We start from the raw sequence: 14,779 nt of genomic DNA on the forward strand, positions 1-14,779 counted from the left end.
GTTTCCGGGAATGCTGACGACCACGGATGCTGCGAGTAGCGGACACCAACGCCAAGTGGTACATACTGGGCTAGCAACGATGTCGGAGACCTAGAATGACGAAGGCAGATCGCTTGTGCATCAACGTCGCGCTAGTGCCGACAGTAACATTTGTCGTAGGCCTGCTCGGTTTCATGGTCCTACGAGCGGCGAGCGGCACCAGCCTACTTCCTGCTGGTGCTACGCAATACGTTATAAGCGCAAGCCTACTGCTGACATTCGGCGCTATTGTGGCCGCCAACCTTTTGCGAGTCAGGCTCAGCCGCTAAAGTTGCCTCCTTTCACAGCACGTTCGGCATTCCCGATATTGGATCGTTTTTGCAAAAGCCCCACTCGCCGACGATAATCAACGCGCGATGCGATCCATTCGGGAAAAATTGTAGTCGCTCAACCATGCACCCCGAACGCTTACCCCCCGCCCTGCGCCGCCAGCAACCGGTCGAGCACCATCAACCGCTTGGCCACCTCCGGTGCGTATCCGGCCTGCGGATCGGACAGGGCCAGCGCGCGCGCCCATAACGGCCGGGCGGCGGCGAAATCGCCCGCCCGGATCAGCGCCTGTCCTTCGAAGAACAACGGTGCCGGGTCGCGCGGCCCCAGGCGCCGCGCCTGCGCAAAGGCGAAGCGTGCCGCCGGCGACATCTGGTTCCCGTCATGTCGCGCCAGCGTCGTGCCGAGATGCGTCCAGAACGGCACGCTGCGGGGATTGCCGCCGATCGACCCCAGCATCACCTGCACCGCGCCGCGGTCGCGGCCATAGCGGTTCATCGCATCCGCCGCGGTAAAGATCGCCGCATCCGGTCCGAACCGCCCGAACATCCGGCTGCGAATGTCCAGCAGCCCGTCATCCTCGGCCAGCCCCTCCGCGCGCGGCGACACCGGCGCGCCGGGCACGCCGGGATGCCCCTGCACCGCATAGCCCGCCGCACCCAGCATCAGCGCGGCGCCCATCATCGGCCATAACGGCCGCGCCAGCCGCAACGCCACGACCAGCGCCATCGCGCCCAGCCCGACCAGCAGCAGCATCGCCCAGCCCATCAGCGCTCCTTCCGCCGGAAACTGCCCCGCGCCAGCCATGCCCCCACGCCCAGCAGCAGCAGCGGCGCCAGCCATAACGGCCAGGTCGCCGCCCCCAGCGGCGGGTCATAGGTCACATATGCCCCGTACCGCTCGACCAGCCAGTCGCGCACCGCCGCCGGCTCCTCGCCCGCCGCGATACGCTGGCGGACCAGCGCGCGCATGTCGCCCGCCATCGGCGCGTCGCTGTCCGCGATCGACTGCCCCTGACATACCAGACAGCGAAGCGTCTCCATCAATCCGCGTGCCGCCGTCTCGCGAGCCGGATCGGGCAATTGCGTATCGGCATATTCCGCCGGGGCCGCGACCTGCGCTGCCACGGGCGCGGTCAGCATAAGTGCGAAAGGCAACAGCCACCGCATCACTGCGCCGCCCTCACCGCCGCCGCTATCCCCGCCACCTGGTCCGGCTGGATATCGCCGACATATTGCCGCACGATCCGCCCGCGCCCATCAATCAGGAACGTCTCGGGCACGCCCGATGACCCCAGCGACAACTGCACCCGGCTCACCCGGTCGTTGCCGATCCGCGTATAGGGATCGCCGAAGCGCTTGAGGAAGCCCTGCACCGCCGGCCCGGTGTCGCGGATCGCGATCGCGTCGATCGGCACGCCCATCGCCTTCAGCCGCATCAGTTGCGGTGCCTCCGCCATGCACGGCACGCACCAGCTCGCGAAGACGTTCAGCAGCCGCGCCTGCCCGTGACCGAAATCGCCGCTCGCCAGCCCCGGCTTGTCCGGCACCACCGCGCCCAGCTTGAACGCCGGCAAGGGCTTGTCGACCAGGGTCGAGCGCACCGTGCGGTCGGCGGGGCGGAACAGCCCGCTCGCCACCACCGCGAACAGCAGCGCGAACGCCCCGAACGGCACCCAGAGCAACCACCGCCGCATCAGCTCCACGCCCTCCGCTGCCGCCGCGTCCGCCACCACCGCCCGACCAGCGCCAGCAGCCCACCCAGCGCGATCATCCCGCCGCCGGCCCAGATCAGCGTCACGAACGGCTTCCACCACAGTCGCACCTGCCAGCGCCCCGATCCATCGGGCTGACCCAGCACGGTATAAAGCTGCCCGTTCCACCGCGTCAGGATCGCGCTCTCGCTGGTCACCGTCGGCGGCGTCGCGAAGAAGCGCGACTGCGGGCGCAGCACCCGCACGCTATTCCCGGTGCGCGCGGTCAGCCGCGCCTGCAGGGCCGACCAGTTCTCGCCCACTACCGGCGCGATCCCGTCCAGCGTCACGCGCCACGGGCCCACCGTCACCGTCTCGCCGGGACGCACCGCCGCCAGCCGCTCGGCGGTGAACGCGCTGTCGCACGCCATGCCCATCAGGCTCACCGCCAGCCCCAGATGTGCGACCACCATGCCCCAGATCGGCAGCGGCGTCCGGCGCAGGTTGCGCCCGCCCAGCGGCATGACGCTCGCCACCGCCAGCCCGGCGGCCAGCGCCAGCCCGAGCAGCGGCAGTACCCCGATCGGCGCCAGCACCAGCAGCGCCACCACCACCGCCGCGGCGACCCCCGCCGGCACCGCCATCCGCCGCGGCAGCGCGCGGCCGTCGTCCCGCCGCCAGCGCAGCAGCGGCCCCACCGCCATCACCACCACCATCGCCAGCGCGATCGGCCCGGCCGCCTTGTTGAAAAAGGGCGGCCCCACCGAGAGTTGCACCCCGAACGCCGCCGCCACGATCGGGTACAGCGTCCCGATCAGCACCACGCCCAGGATCACCGACAGCAACAGGTTGTTGACCACCAGCCCGCCCTCGCGGCTGATCGGCGCGAACACCGTTCCCGCCTTCACCGTGCCGATGCGGCCTGCGAACAGCGCCAGCGCCCCGCCGATATAGAGGGCGAGCAGCGCCAGGATGAACGCGCCCCGCTTGGGATCGACGGCAAAGGCATGGACGCTGGTCAGGATGCCCGAGCGCACCAGGAACGTGCCGAGCATCGACATCGAGAAGGCGACCACCGCCAGCATCACCGTCCACGCCCTGAGGCCGTCGCGCGCCGCCAGCACGTTCACCGAATGGAGCAGCGCGGTCGCCGCCAGCCACGGCATCAGCGAGGCATTCTCCACCGGGTCCCAAAACCACCAGCCGCCCCAGCCCAGCTCGTAATAGGCCCAATAGGATCCGGCGGTGATCCCCAGCGTCAGGAACACCCATGCGCCCAGCACCCAGGGCCGCATCGCCCGCGCGAACGCCGGCCCCACGTCGCGCGTGACCAGCGCCCCCACCGCAAAGGAAAACGCCACCGACAACCCGACATAGCCCGCGTACAGCGTCGGCGGGTGGAAGGCGAGACCGGGGTCCTGCAACAGCGGGTTCAGCCCCATGCCGTCGATCGCCGCGGGTATCCGGTCGAACGGGTTGGAGGAAAACAGCAGAAAGGCGTAGAATCCCAGCGCGATGCCGGCCTGCGCGCCCAAAGTCGCCACCAGCGTGCGCCCGTCCAGCGCGCGCTCGAACCGGGCGACCGCGGCCCCCGCCACCCCCAGGATCGTCACCCAGAGCAGCATCGATCCTTCGTGATTGCCCCAGACACCGGCGAATTTGTACAGCCACGGCTTGGCCGAATGGCTGTTCTCCGCCACCAGCCGCACCGACATGTCCGATCGCAGGAACAGCGCGATCAGCAGCGCCATCGACAGCAACGCCAGCGCACCCTGCACGATCGCGACCGCGCGGATGCCGTCGCGCGCCTGATCGCCGATCACGTCACCGCGCCGTACCCCGAGCACCGCCAGCAGGATCTGCAATCCCGCCAGCGCCGCGGCGAACCACAAGGCGGCAAGCCCGGCCTCCGCGATCACGGCTTCAGGGTCTTCGTTTCGTGCATCTTGCCCGCCATTTCCGGCGGCATGTATTTTTCATCATGCTTGGCCAGGAGGTTGGTCGCGACAAAGCCGCCATCGGGCCGGAACTGGCCTTCCGCCACCACCCCCGATCGCTCGCGAAACAGGTCGGGCACGATGCCCGCATAGACGACGGGCGTGGTGGCGACGCCGTCGGTCACGGCGAAATGCACCGTCACCCCGTCGGCGGCGCGCTGCACCGATCCCGCCGCCACCATGCCCCCCAGCCGCACCGCACGTCCCAGCGGCAGGCCCTGCTTGGCGACGTCGGACGGGGCATAGAAGAACGCCGCCTGATCCTTCAGCGCGGACAGCGCCAGCAACGCGGCCGCGACGATCGCTGCCACCGCCAGCAGCGCCAGCCCGAGACGTTGATGCTTCGCGGTCATTTCTCGGCGCGCTTCATCGCCAGCCAGCTGACCAGCGCCAGCACGCCGCTGCCGCCCAGCGCCACCGCATAGGCCGCCGACACGAAGCTCCAATGGTTCATGCCGCCGCCATCCGCCGCGCCCGCGCCTCGGCCTTGGTGCGCGCCAGCATCATCCGCATCCGCATGAGCACGATGCCGCCGAACAGAAAGGTGAAACCGGCCATGGTGATCGGCAGCGGCCACAGGATCGTGCCGTCGATCGTCGACTTGGTCAGCCCGATCGAGGGGCCCTGGTGCAACGTGTTCCACCACACCACCGAATAGCGGATGATCGGCAGCAACACGCTGCCCGCCACGCCGTACAGCGCCGGGATGCGGCCGTCGCCGCCCTGTTCCGCATCAGCCCGCGCCAGCGCGATATAGCCGAGATAAACGAAGAAAAGCAGCAGCATAGAGGTCAGTCGCCCGTCCCATTGCCACCACGTCCCCCAGGTCGGCCGCCCCCAGATCGCCCCGGTGGCGAGGCAGATCGCGGCAAAGGCGGCGCCCGGCACCGCGATCGCGCGCGCCCCCAACTGCGCCAGCGGATGGCGCCACACCAGATAGGCGATGCTGGCGATCGCCAGGCTGCTCCACCCGCCCATGCCCAGCCAGGCGGCGGGCACATGGATATACATGATCCGCACCGTCTCGCCCTGCAGGTAATCGGGCGGCGTCTGCGTCAGACCGGCCCATACCCCCACCGCGATCAGGAGCGCGCCCAGCCAGAAGAAGACCCCCGTCAGCGGACGGGCGATCTTCAGAAACCGGGCAGGATTGGCAAGGGCATGAAGGCTCGGCACGATCCGCCCGTCTTAGGGCCCTTTGACCGCGCCGTCACGGGGGTTTGGTGCCCATACCCTCGCCCCAGCGGAGAAGGAATCACGCACAAACCCCCTCGCCCCTCCGGGGAGAGGGAGAAAAAACCTACCGCCCGATCAACCGCTGCGCGATCTCGTCGGCCACATCCGAAGCCGGATGGCCGTTGGCGGCGCTCTCGCTCCACACCTGCTCCAGCCGCTCCGGGATCTTCGCGATACGCGCCATCACCTCGGCCTCGTCGCCCTGGCCCAGATATTCCAGCCCGACATTGATGATGCCGCCGGCATTGATGACGTAATCGGGCGCGTACAGGATGCCAGCCTCGTGCACGCGGCGACCGTCGGCGCGCGTCGCCAACTGGTTGTTCGCGCCGCCCGCGACGATCTTCGCCTTCAACTGCGGGATCGATCCCTCGTGCAGAACGGCACCCAGCGCATTGGGGCTGACGATGTCGACATCGGCGAACAGGATCTGCTCGGCCGCCACCGCGCTCGCGCCCAGCTCACCCGCCAGCGCCTGCGCCCGGCCTTCGTTGACATCGGCCAGCGTCAGGATCGCGCCGTCCCTGGCCAGCAGCCGGGCCAGCCCGCCCCCGACCGAGCCGACGCCCTGGATCGCGACGCGCACGCCCTTCATGTCGTCGGTGCCAAGGCCGCGCTTGGCGGCGGCCTTCACCCCCAGATACACGCCGTGCGCGGTATAAGGTCCCGGATCACCGCCCGCGGCGCCCGATGCGACTGGCAGGCCCGACACATAGCGGGTCTGGCCGGCAATCACCTTCATCCGTTCTTCGGACATGCCGACATCCTCGGCGGTGACATAGCGTCCGCCGAGCGATTCGACCGCGCGGCCAAAGGCTTCCAGCTGCGCGGTGGTGATCGTGTCGCCGGGGTTCGCCGCCAGCACCACGCCCTTGCCGCCGCCCAGCGTCAGCCCGGCCATCGCGTTCTTGTAGCTCATGCCGCGCGACAGGCGCAGCGCATCGGTGATCGCGCGATCGGGCGTGGCATAGTGCCAGAAGCGTGCACCGCCCGCGGCGGGGCCCAGATGCGTCGAATGGACCGCGATCACCGCCTGCAACCCCGATGCGGGATCGCTGAACAGATGAACGCCCTCATGCCCGTCGAAATCAGGGAAGCCCCAGTCCGCCATGTCGTTTCCGATGCTGTGGGAAAAATGGGGCGACCGACGGGACTTGAACCCGCGACCCTCGGTACCACAAACCGATGCTCTAACCAACTGAGCTACGATCGCCACTGAAGGATTGCGCCCCTAGCGGGGGGTTACCCGCGCGTCAAGGCTCTATCCACCCACCCCCGTTCGTCTCGAGTAACCGTCGAGTAGCGGCAAAGCCGCGTACCGAGACGGTGTATCGAGAGACATGTCGCTACCTGCGGCACTGTCTCGACACGAACGGGTTGCCTAAGGTCCGCGCGGTCCGGGGTATGCAGTGCCGCTCAGAATCTTCCCTGCACCGAAAGTCGGTACCCGCCCGGCCCGGGCGCGAAACCCAGCCGCCCCAATCGCTCGATCGTCGCCGCATCCCCCGCCGCCAGCGTCAGGTCCGCGGTATAGCGTCCGTCCGGCCGGATGCGCAGCGTCACCCCTTCGGTCCCCGACGTGCCGGTCAGCGGCAAGAGCAGCGCGCCTGCGTCGCACCGCGCCATGCCGGACAGCGTCGGCGGCAGCGGCAACACGCCGTCCTCCGTCGCCATCACCGCCCGCACGCGCCCGTCCGCCGATTCGCAGGTCTCGTCGCGAAAGCGCACGCTCACGCCCTCCAGGTCCAGGCTCGCCACCGGCAGCGGATTGAACACCCCCGCCACCGGCAGGCGCGCGGTCACATCGTCCAGCGCCACCAGATGCCGGCCGATCTCGGCGGCGCCCTCCAGCGGTGGCGCAACACCCCCCGGCCCGGAAAACACCAGCCGCGCCCGGCCAATCAGCAGCGCAAAGGGCGAAAGCCGCGCCTTCACATCGCCCAGCACCACGTCGCCGAACCGCGCCTCGCGCAGCCGCGCGTCCCAGATGCTGCCCGACACGCGCCGCGCCGACAGCCCTTCCTCGCCCGCCGCCGCCGCACCCAGCACGATGCGCATCGGCAACAGAACGATCAGCGCCAGGAACAGCATCGCGCCGAACAGGACCGACGGCCGCGTCGTCAACCGGATGCGCCTCATGCCGCGCGGCTCCGCAGGACCAGCGTCACGCCCACCGTGCGGTCGCCATTGTCGGTCAACGTCGCCTGCTCCACCAATATGCCGCCGCGCTCCAGCCGGTTCAGCCAGGGGATCAGCGCCGCCGCCCGTGCCGACTGGATCTGGGCGCGCACCCGGCCGGGTCCGTCCTCGTTCAGCGATTGCAGCGCGAAGCCCGCCTCGTCGGCGGCGGCGCGCACCGTGTCGGCCAGCGACCCGGTCAGCGGCGGCGGCCGGCGGATGCCGGTCAGCGCCTCGACCTGGGCCTGCGTCTCGCCCAGCCGCACCACCGCCGCGTTGTGCCGCTCGCGCGCACTCGCCAGCCCGTCGTCCACCGGCCGCACGATCCCGGCCCACAGGATCGTCACCACCATCAGCGCGGCCATCACCAGCAGCAGCCGCTTCTCGCGCAGCGACCGCCCGTCGAACCACGTCTTCAACGCGCTCATTGCACCCTCACCGTGAATTCTCCCGTGATCCGCCCGCCGGCCGCGGTGAAGGTGCCGGCCTGCACGTCAAAGCCCGCCGCCTCGATCGCCCGCTTCAGGTCGGTGGCCAGCGCCTCGCGCTCGACCGCGATGCCCAGCCGCATGTCGCCCGATGGCTGGAAGTCCAGCGCGGTGATCTCGGTACCCGGCACCGCGCGCACCACCGCGAACACCGCCGCCGCGCTGCGGCTGAAACCAAGGCCAGGGCCGCGCACGCCTGCCAGCCGCTCCGCCAGTTGCCGGTCGGCATCGGTCACCGTCTCGCCGCGCGGCAGCACGGTGCGGGCCAGCGCATCCGCACGCGCCTCGGCGGCATCGGCGGCAAAGCTGTAGCGCGCGATTCGCACCAGATCGATCGCCAGCGTCAGCGCCAGTATCGCCAGCCCCATCAGCGCCAGCCGCCGGATCAACCGCCAGTCGATCGCGCGCCGCCGCCGCCGTGCGAACACCCCTTGCCGCAGGTCCAGCGGCACCGCCGCCACCGCCGCCGCCATCGCCGCGACCAGCTCGGGCTCGGGCACCGGCTCGGGCAGCGCGCCGCCCGTCACCAGCGGGGTCAGCGCCGCATCGTCGGCAAAGCCCGCATGCCGCCCGCGCACCACCGCCTGCCCGCCCACGGACCCGAGCGCATAGCCGCTGTCGGGACGCGGCAGCAGCAGCGGCGCCGGCACCAGCGCGACCGGATCGATCCCGGCCTCCCCCAGCATCGACAGCCATCCGGCCATCGCGCCGGCATTGACCACGCCGATCGCGCGACCGCCGTCCTCGGCCTCTTCCCCGCCCACCGCGACGTGCAGCTCGCTCATCGGCGCGGCGCTCGCCTCCGCCGCCATGATTCGCGCCGCCGCCGCCGCCTGCGCGCTCGACCGGGCGGGCAGCTCCGCCCAGTGCAGCGTCACCGCCTCCGCCGGCGCCACCGCGATCGCCGGCGCATCGCCCGGCGGCGGCCCGTCGCCCTCGCCCGCGACGCGGCCATCCTCCAGCCGCATCCAGCGCAGCGCGCCCCCCGGCGGCGGCAGAAACACAAGATTGGTCGCGCTCATAGATCTTCCCCCCATTGCCGATGGGTCAGGCGGACGGGAAGCGTGCGGGCATCGACCAGCCCGCGTTCCTCGATCTGCGTCGTCCCCAGCGTCACGTCGATGCGCAGGGCGAACCACTGCGTCTTCACCCCCGGCTGGCTTGTCGGCTCACCACCCACGCCCTGCCACGCCGCGCTCGCCTCGGCAAAGCCTTGCGGTGGCCGGCGCAGCAATTGCTGCCGGATCGTCTCCGGGTTCACCCCCGTCTGGAACAGCATCGCGACGAGCGGCGCCTGTTCGGGCAGCAGCGTGTTGACGTTGATCGCGCTCGGCTCGTTCGTCGGCAGCGTGCACAGCCAGGGGCGCAGCGTCTCGTACACCTCCGCCGTCACCCCGTTCACCGCGCGCAATTCGCTGATGTCCGCCATCAGCGTGCCGGGCGTCCGGTACGGCGTTTCGCGCGACAGATAGAGCGGATCCTCGCCGCCGCCGGATTGCTGGTCCTGGTCGGTGTCGATCCAGTCCGATGCCCCCGCCGCCACCTGTGCGGCCACCTGTGCCGGCACCCCGACATAGCCCATCAGCCGCATGAACTCGGCCTGGCGCTGCGGATCGCTGGCATAGACGCCCGGCGCATCGGGCAGGCTGCGCACCAGGCTGTTCAGGTTGAAGCAGTTGCCCCCGTCCGTCACCCGCGCCACCGCGCTGCCGCCGCCGGGCAGCGGCAGGCCGAACGGCCGGTCGCTCCAGTCGCCCAGCAGCGACACCCGGTCCGGGCTGCGCTGCAACAGCCCGCCGATCCGCACCAGCGCCAGCGCCTCGCCCGCTTGCGCGAACGCGCGCGCCTGCTCCACCGCCAGCGCATTGCCGCCCAGCCGCGTCGACAGGCGCAGCTTCTCCAGCGCCGTCGCGGCCAGCACGGCGATCACCGCCACCAGGATCAGCACGGTCAGCAGCGCCGCCCCGCGCTCGCCCTCACGCACCCGCCACCTGCCTTGCGGGCGCATAGCCCGTCCCCACCAGGAACATCTGCCGGTAAAAGGTGCCGTCCGTCCGCTCGATCGTCACCTCGGCCGCCTGCGGCAACGCCGCCCCCTGCACCCCCTGCCACTGGTCCAGCCACGCCCCCTGGAAACGGTAACGCAGATGCAGCGCGCGCACCCGCGGCAACAGCACGGTCGGCGGCAGCGGCTGCGCCCCGTCCAGCATCGGATACGCCACCCGCTCCAGCGCATCGCCCGCCACCCGGTACGTCACCTTCTGGAGTGACGCCCGCGGCGCGGCATCCAGATTGGTCCACCCCCCGCGCACCACCGTCATCCCCGCCGCCTCGCCGACCAGCGCCGGGCGCAGCACGCCGCCCTCGTCCCGCGCCGGCCGTGCCACCGCCTGCCCCAGATCGGCCGACAGGATCGACAAGGTCCGGTTAAGCGCGGACACATCGTCCAGCCGTCCGCCGACGCTCGCCTGCGTCCGCACGCTCAGCGCCAAGATCGCCACCGCCGCCGACGCCAGCATCGCAAAGATCAGCAGCGCGACCATCACCTCGACCAGCGTAAAGCCGGCCTCGCGCCGCGGGAGGGGCGCGACCGTCATCGCAGGCCCGGCGAACGGTTCGGCCGGTTCCGGTCGCTGCCGCCACCCGGATCGGGGTTCGGCGCGACCAGCACCGGCGGCGGCAGCGTCGCCGGCCGGATCATCGTCACCCGCCCCAGCGTATTGCCCCCGCGGCCGAACACCGACACGTCGATGCGCACCACGCGCTGGTCGCCGGTCGGGCTCACCACCCGTGTCCAGCGCCACGCCTGCCCGCCATTGGGCTCGGCCCCGTCGCTGCGCCCCAGCGTCGGCGCCTCCGGCTCGGTCACCGCCTCGATCGCGACGTTGCGCGCCACCATCTGCGCGACCATCGTCTCGCTCAGCGTGCCCGCGCCGCGGATCGTCGCCCCCTCCAGCCGCACCAGCGCCATCGCCGCCAGGCTGAACACCGCCAGCGCGACCATGATCTCGATCAGGGTAAAGCCGTCTTGATTCAGGCGGCACCGGCCCGCTCCCCCACCCGGCCTCCCATTCAGGATACGCTGTGGGAGGTCGGGTGGGGGAGTGACGGGTCGATCATGCCCCCGGCATGATCTGAATAGCGCGGGGCGCTGTTCACCCGACACTGGCCGGTGCCGCAAAACGCGCCCCGGCGCGTTTTCAGACAAGACGTTACCCATCGACGCGCACGCTGCCGTCCGCGCCGATCCGCACCACCGTCTCCACCCGGTCGCGCGCCAGCTTCAGGTCGGCGGGGCGATCCGCCAGCCCGGTCACGTCGAACGTCACGCGCAGCCGCCCGCTGGTATCCGCGATCTCGGGCCGCGTGCCCTCCGCCCAGCGCTCGACGCGCAGCGGCTTGTCCGCCACCGGCACCCAGCCGCCCGACACCCGCCGGTCGAAGCCGTAGCCGCCGCGCGTCACCCACAGGCTGACCGGCGCGGCGTTCACCACCGCACTGTCCTGCGCCGCACGGACCCGCACCGCAAAGCGCGTCGCCTCGTCCACCAGCCGTCCGCGCCGGTCGGGCATCGCCCACACCACGGCGGCCGATGCCAGCCCGATGATCGTCACCACGACCATCAGTTCGACCAGCGTGAACCCCGCCTCGCGGCGGCGCCCGGCCGTCTTACTGCCAGTTGCCGATATCGGCATTGATCCCCTCGCCGCCTTCCTTGCCGTCGGCGCCGTAGGTCCAGATATCCGCCTCGCCATGCTGGCCGGGCGAGGCATAAAGATACGGCCGCCCCCACGGATCGTCGGGCAGCTTCTTCAGATAGCCACCCCGCTGATAGCGCGAAGGATCGGAAAGCCCGGCGGGCATCGTCACCAGCGCCTGCAAGCCCTGGCTCGTCGTCGGATAGGTCAGGTTCTGCAATTTGTAGAGTTCCAGCCCGCCCTCGATCTGCGCGATATCGGCCTTGGCCTTTTCGATCCGCGCCGTGTCGCCGGAGGGCAGCACGTTCAGCGCGACGATCGTCGCCAGCAGGCCGATGATGACGATCACCACCATCAGCTCCACCAGCGTGAAGCCCTCTTCATTACGCCGCGCCTTCGCCCGGCGAAGCGCTTTGTTCATCTCGATACGCATGGTCACCTCATTGTCCTGCCAGCGTGTTCAGTTGCAGGATCGGCAGCAGGATGGATAGCACGATGGTGGCGACGATGCCGCCCATCACGACGATGATCGCCGGCTCCAGCAGCGACAGCGCGGTCGCGGTGAAGCGGTCGAACTCGCGTTCCAGATAGTCGGCGGCACGCTCCAGCATTTCGTCCAGCCGCCCCGCCGCTTCGCCCGACGCCGCCAGATAGGTCAGCAGCGGCGGAAACACGCTGGCGCGTCGCATCGCGGCGGACAGGCTGCCGCCGCCGCGGATCGCCTCGACGATATCGTCGGAGGCGACGCGCAACCGCCGGTTGTGGATCGTGCCCGCGGTCAGCGTCAGCCCTTCCAGAAGGGGCAACCGGCTCGCCACCATCGTGCCCAGCGTCCGCGCCATCCGCGCCGCATGCAGGTCGCGCAGCAACCGCCCGAGCAGCGGCACGCGCAGCAGCCAGCTATCGAAGGACAGCCGGATGGAGGGCACCTTCAACGCCTGCCATCCGCCAAGTCCCGCCACCACGACGAACAGCAGCATCAGCCACCACCACCCGACCAGCAGGTCCGATACGCCGATCACCATCCGCGTCAGGAAGGGCAGTTCCTGCCCCACCGTATCGAACTGTTCCACCACCTGCGGCACGACGAACATCATCAGCGCGGTGACGACGCCCAGCGCCACCAGCGCGAGGATGGTGGGATAGGCGAGCGCGGTGATCAGCTTGCCGCGAATCTCCGCCTGCCGCTCCAGGAGCGCGGCCAGCCGCTCCAAAATCGTCGGCAGCGTGCCCGAGCTTTCGCCCGCCGCCACCATCGCGCGGTACAAGGGCGGAAAGCTCTTGGACTCGCGCGCCATCGCATCGGCCAGCCGCCGCCCCTCGACCACGCCGGCATGCACCGCCGATACCACGCCGCGCACCTTGTCGGTCTCGGTCTGGCGCGTGATCGTGCGCAGGCTTTCCTCCAGCGGCGACACGCGGTTCAGCGTCGCCAGCTGCCGGGTGAACAGCGTCAGTTGCTTGCCCGACATGCGCGGGCGGCCCAGTTGCAGCCCGAACAGCGGCCGGGCGCCCGCCACCGGCGCGCTGCCCGGCTTGAGCGACACGACATACAGGCGCTGCCGGTCCAGCGCCGCGCGCGCTGCGTCGGCATCGGCGGCGGCGACATGCCCCCGCCGCTCCGCGCCCTTGGTGTCGATCGCGACATAGTCGAAATCAGCCATCTGTCGCATCGCGCCGCGTCACGCGGATCGCCTCTTCCGCCGTGGTCTGCCCGGCCAGCACCAGGTCGCGCGCGGAGGAGGCCAGCGTCGGCGCCTTCTGAAAGGCGTGCGCGGCGATCGCCTGCTCGTCGCCACCCTCGTTGATCAGGCGGCGGACAATTTCGTCCACCCTGACCGCCTCGTACACGCCGATCCGGCCCTTGTAGCCGGTGCCGTTGCACTGCTCGCACCCGCGCGCGACATGGACGATCGTGTCGCCGGCAATGCCCAGCATCGGCGCCACCGTCTCGCTGGCCGGCACGCCGTGGCGGCAGACGGGGCACAGCCGCCGCACCAGCCGCTGCGCGATCACGGCGCGCAGCGTGGACGCGAGCAGGAACGGCTCCACCTTCATGTCGCGCATCCGGGTGATCGCGCCGACCGCATCGTTGGTGTGGACGGTGGACAGCACCAGATGCCCGGTCAGCGATGCCTGCACCGCGATCTCGGCAGTCTCGCGGTCGCGGATTTCGCCGACCATCACCACGTCGGGGTCCTGACGCAGGATGGCGCGCAGGCCCGCCGCGAAGGTCAGCCCGACCTTGGCGTTGACCTGCGTCTGGCCGACGCCGTCCACCGCATATTCGACCGGATCCTCGACCGTCAGGATGTTGCGGCTGCCATCGTTCAACAGGCGCAGGGAGGCATAAAGCGAGGTCGTCTTGCCCGAACCCGTCGGCCCGGTGACCAGCAGGATGCCGTTCGGCTCGGCCAGCGCCTCGCGCAGCAGCGCGTACATCGCCGGGCTCATCCCCAGCGCATCCAGGTCGATGCCCGCATTCTCCTTGTCCAGGATACGCAACACCACCCGCTCGCCCGCCCGGCTGGGCAGGGTCGAGACACGCACGTCGAGCAGCTTGCCGCCCAGCGTCAGGCCCATGCGCCCGTCCTGCGGCACGCGCCGCTCGGCAATGTCCAGCCGCGCCATCACCTTGATGCGGCTGACCACCACCGGCGCGACATGCGGCGGCATGCGCAGCGTCTCGCGCAGCACGCCGTCGATCCGCATCCGCACGACCAGACCCGTCTCGTACGGCTCGATATGGATGTCCGACACGCCATTGCGTGCCGCATCGGCCAATATGCCGTTGATCAGCCGGATCGCGGGCGCATCGTCCGCGGTGTCGAGAAGGTCCTCAGCGGTCGGCAATCCTTCGGCCAGCAGGTCCAGCTCGTCGCCCATCCCCGCCGCCGCCATCGCGGTCGCCTGCCCGTCCATCGCATAGGCATCGGACAACAGCCGGTCGAACGCCGCCGGCTCGACCACCGACACCGCGAACGGCCGCCCCAGATGGCGCCGCAACTCGATCAACGCCTTGGGATCGCTCCCCTCGCGCAGCGCTACCGCCAGCGGCTCCTGCGCCGCCAGACACGTCCCGAACTTGCGTGCAAAGGCATAAGGGATGGACAGCGGCGCAACCAACTCCAGCACCCCGCCATCACGCCCTTCCCCCTCGTGGGACGCCGCCCCCTCACG

General features: G+C 70.3%; 17 protein-coding genes and 1 tRNA gene. All 18 read right to left on the minus strand.

Annotated features, from left to right (window positions below):
* Positions 1 to 447: 447 nt before the first annotated feature.
* On the minus strand, positions 448 to 1,077 hold the full coding sequence (locus tag OXR08_RS15160) for a hypothetical protein (RefSeq protein WP_267351141.1): 630 nt from the start codon (positions 1,075 to 1,077) through the stop codon (positions 448 to 450).
* On the minus strand, positions 1,077 to 1,451 hold the full coding sequence (locus tag OXR08_RS15165; protein WP_267351143.1) for a cytochrome c-type biogenesis protein: 375 nt from the start codon (positions 1,449 to 1,451) through the stop codon (positions 1,077 to 1,079). Before OXR08_RS15165 ends, OXR08_RS15160 begins: the two co-directional genes overlap by 1 nt.
* Before the next feature lie 26 nt (positions 1,452 to 1,477).
* A complete protein-coding gene (locus OXR08_RS15170) occupies positions 1,478 to 2,005 on the minus strand; it encodes a redoxin family protein (RefSeq protein ID WP_267351183.1) in 528 nt (175 codons plus the stop codon).
* Positions 2,005 to 3,921, minus strand: a complete 1,917-nt coding sequence (locus OXR08_RS15175; protein WP_267351145.1) for a heme lyase CcmF/NrfE family subunit — start codon at positions 3,919 to 3,921, stop codon at positions 2,005 to 2,007. Before OXR08_RS15175 ends, OXR08_RS15170 begins: the two co-directional genes overlap by 1 nt.
* Positions 3,918 to 4,352 carry a cytochrome c maturation protein CcmE gene (gene ccmE, locus OXR08_RS15180; RefSeq protein ID WP_149680885.1) on the minus strand — a complete coding sequence of 145 codons (435 nt, stop codon included), beginning with the start codon at positions 4,350 to 4,352 and terminating at the stop codon, positions 3,918 to 3,920. Before ccmE ends, OXR08_RS15175 begins: the two co-directional genes overlap by 4 nt.
* A 97-nt stretch (positions 4,353 to 4,449) precedes the next feature.
* The gene (gene ccmC, locus OXR08_RS15185) at positions 4,450 to 5,175 is read right to left on the minus strand and encodes a heme ABC transporter permease CcmC (RefSeq protein ID WP_112381087.1); all 726 of its coding nucleotides are present in this window, start codon (positions 5,173 to 5,175) and stop codon (positions 4,450 to 4,452) included.
* Between the two features lie 124 nt (positions 5,176 to 5,299).
* The gene (locus OXR08_RS15190) at positions 5,300 to 6,346 is read right to left on the minus strand and encodes a Glu/Leu/Phe/Val dehydrogenase dimerization domain-containing protein (RefSeq protein WP_267351147.1); all 1,047 of its coding nucleotides are present in this window, start codon (positions 6,344 to 6,346) and stop codon (positions 5,300 to 5,302) included.
* Positions 6,347 to 6,371: 25 nt separating this feature from the next.
* Positions 6,372 to 6,448: transfer RNA gene (locus OXR08_RS15195), tRNA-His, on the minus strand.
* A gap of 203 nt (positions 6,449 to 6,651) precedes the next feature.
* On the minus strand, positions 6,652 to 7,374 hold the full coding sequence (locus tag OXR08_RS15200; RefSeq protein ID WP_112381089.1) for a type II secretion system protein N: 723 nt from the start codon (positions 7,372 to 7,374) through the stop codon (positions 6,652 to 6,654).
* The gene (locus OXR08_RS15205; RefSeq protein WP_267351150.1) at positions 7,371 to 7,841 is read right to left on the minus strand and encodes a type II secretion system protein M; all 471 of its coding nucleotides are present in this window, start codon (positions 7,839 to 7,841) and stop codon (positions 7,371 to 7,373) included. The genes OXR08_RS15200 and OXR08_RS15205 overlap by 4 nt, the downstream gene beginning before the upstream one ends.
* Complete coding sequence (gene gspL, locus OXR08_RS15210; protein ID WP_267351151.1) at positions 7,838 to 8,923, minus strand: type II secretion system protein GspL; 1,086 nt, start codon at positions 8,921 to 8,923, stop codon at positions 7,838 to 7,840. The genes OXR08_RS15205 and gspL overlap by 4 nt, the downstream gene beginning before the upstream one ends.
* Positions 8,920 to 9,885, minus strand: a complete 966-nt coding sequence (gspK, locus tag OXR08_RS15215) for a type II secretion system minor pseudopilin GspK (RefSeq protein ID WP_267351153.1) — start codon at positions 9,883 to 9,885, stop codon at positions 8,920 to 8,922. The genes gspL and gspK overlap by 4 nt, the downstream gene beginning before the upstream one ends.
* Positions 9,878 to 10,498, minus strand: a complete 621-nt coding sequence (gene gspJ, locus OXR08_RS15220) for a type II secretion system minor pseudopilin GspJ (RefSeq protein ID WP_267351155.1) — start codon at positions 10,496 to 10,498, stop codon at positions 9,878 to 9,880. The genes gspK and gspJ overlap by 8 nt, the downstream gene beginning before the upstream one ends.
* Entirely contained in the window at positions 10,495 to 11,121 is a 627-nt protein-coding gene (gene gspI / locus OXR08_RS15225) for a type II secretion system minor pseudopilin GspI (RefSeq protein WP_267351157.1), read from the minus strand. The genes gspJ and gspI overlap by 4 nt, the downstream gene beginning before the upstream one ends.
* Positions 11,114 to 11,596 carry a GspH/FimT family pseudopilin gene (locus OXR08_RS15230; RefSeq protein WP_149680894.1) on the minus strand — a complete coding sequence of 161 codons (483 nt, stop codon included), beginning with the start codon at positions 11,594 to 11,596 and terminating at the stop codon, positions 11,114 to 11,116. Before OXR08_RS15230 ends, gspI begins: the two co-directional genes overlap by 8 nt.
* Positions 11,571 to 12,032 carry a type II secretion system major pseudopilin GspG gene (gspG, locus tag OXR08_RS15235; protein ID WP_112381726.1) on the minus strand — a complete coding sequence of 154 codons (462 nt, stop codon included), beginning with the start codon at positions 12,030 to 12,032 and terminating at the stop codon, positions 11,571 to 11,573. The genes OXR08_RS15230 and gspG overlap by 26 nt, the downstream gene beginning before the upstream one ends.
* A 7-nt stretch (positions 12,033 to 12,039) precedes the next feature.
* Entirely contained in the window at positions 12,040 to 13,263 is a 1,224-nt protein-coding gene (gspF, locus tag OXR08_RS15240; RefSeq protein ID WP_267351160.1) for a type II secretion system inner membrane protein GspF, read from the minus strand.
* Positions 13,256 to 14,734 (minus strand): ATPase, T2SS/T4P/T4SS family, encoded by a 1,479-nt coding sequence (locus tag OXR08_RS15245; RefSeq protein WP_267351186.1) that lies wholly within the window; start codon positions 14,732 to 14,734, stop codon positions 13,256 to 13,258. Before OXR08_RS15245 ends, gspF begins: the two co-directional genes overlap by 8 nt.
* Positions 14,735 to 14,779 lie beyond the last annotated feature (45 nt).

The organism is Sphingomonas sp. GM_Shp_2 (assembly GCF_026540875.1).
Taxonomy (GTDB): domain Bacteria; phylum Pseudomonadota; class Alphaproteobacteria; order Sphingomonadales; family Sphingomonadaceae; genus Sphingomonas; species Sphingomonas carotinifaciens.

What these genes read in the sequence shown, in the direction of transcription:
- OXR08_RS15160 (WP_267351141.1), bottom strand. Translation starts at nt 1,077, where the DNA reads ATGGGCTGGGCGATGCTGCTGCTGGTCGGGCTGGGCGCGATGGCGCTG.
- OXR08_RS15165 (WP_267351143.1), bottom strand. Translation starts at nt 1,451, where the DNA reads ATGCTGACCGCGCCCGTGGCAGCGCAGGTCGCGGCCCCGGCGGAATAT.
- OXR08_RS15170 (WP_267351183.1), bottom strand. Translation starts at nt 2,005, where the DNA reads ATGCGGCGGTGGTTGCTCTGGGTGCCGTTCGGGGCGTTCGCGCTGCTG.
- ccmE (WP_149680885.1), bottom strand. Translation starts at nt 4,352, where the DNA reads ATGACCGCGAAGCATCAACGTCTCGGGCTGGCGCTGCTGGCGGTGGCA.
- OXR08_RS15190 (WP_267351147.1), bottom strand. Translation starts at nt 6,346, where the DNA reads ATGGCGGACTGGGGCTTCCCTGATTTCGACGGGCATGAGGGCGTTCAT.
- OXR08_RS15200 (WP_112381089.1), bottom strand. Translation starts at nt 7,374, where the DNA reads ATGAGGCGCATCCGGTTGACGACGCGGCCGTCGGTCCTGTTCGGCGCG.
- OXR08_RS15205 (WP_267351150.1), bottom strand. Translation starts at nt 7,841, where the DNA reads ATGAGCGCGTTGAAGACGTGGTTCGACGGGCGGTCGCTGCGCGAGAAG.
- gspL (WP_267351151.1), bottom strand. Translation starts at nt 8,923, where the DNA reads ATGAGCGCGACCAATCTTGTGTTTCTGCCGCCGCCGGGGGGCGCGCTG.
- gspJ (WP_267351155.1), bottom strand. Translation starts at nt 10,498, where the DNA reads ATGACGGTCGCGCCCCTCCCGCGGCGCGAGGCCGGCTTTACGCTGGTC.
- gspI (WP_267351157.1), bottom strand. Translation starts at nt 11,121, where the DNA reads ATGGGTAACGTCTTGTCTGAAAACGCGCCGGGGCGCGTTTTGCGGCAC.
- OXR08_RS15230 (WP_149680894.1), bottom strand. Translation starts at nt 11,596, where the DNA reads ATGCCGATATCGGCAACTGGCAGTAAGACGGCCGGGCGCCGCCGCGAG.
- gspG (WP_112381726.1), bottom strand. Translation starts at nt 12,032, where the DNA reads ATGCGTATCGAGATGAACAAAGCGCTTCGCCGGGCGAAGGCGCGGCGT.
- gspF (WP_267351160.1), bottom strand. Translation starts at nt 13,263, where the DNA reads ATGGCTGATTTCGACTATGTCGCGATCGACACCAAGGGCGCGGAGCGG.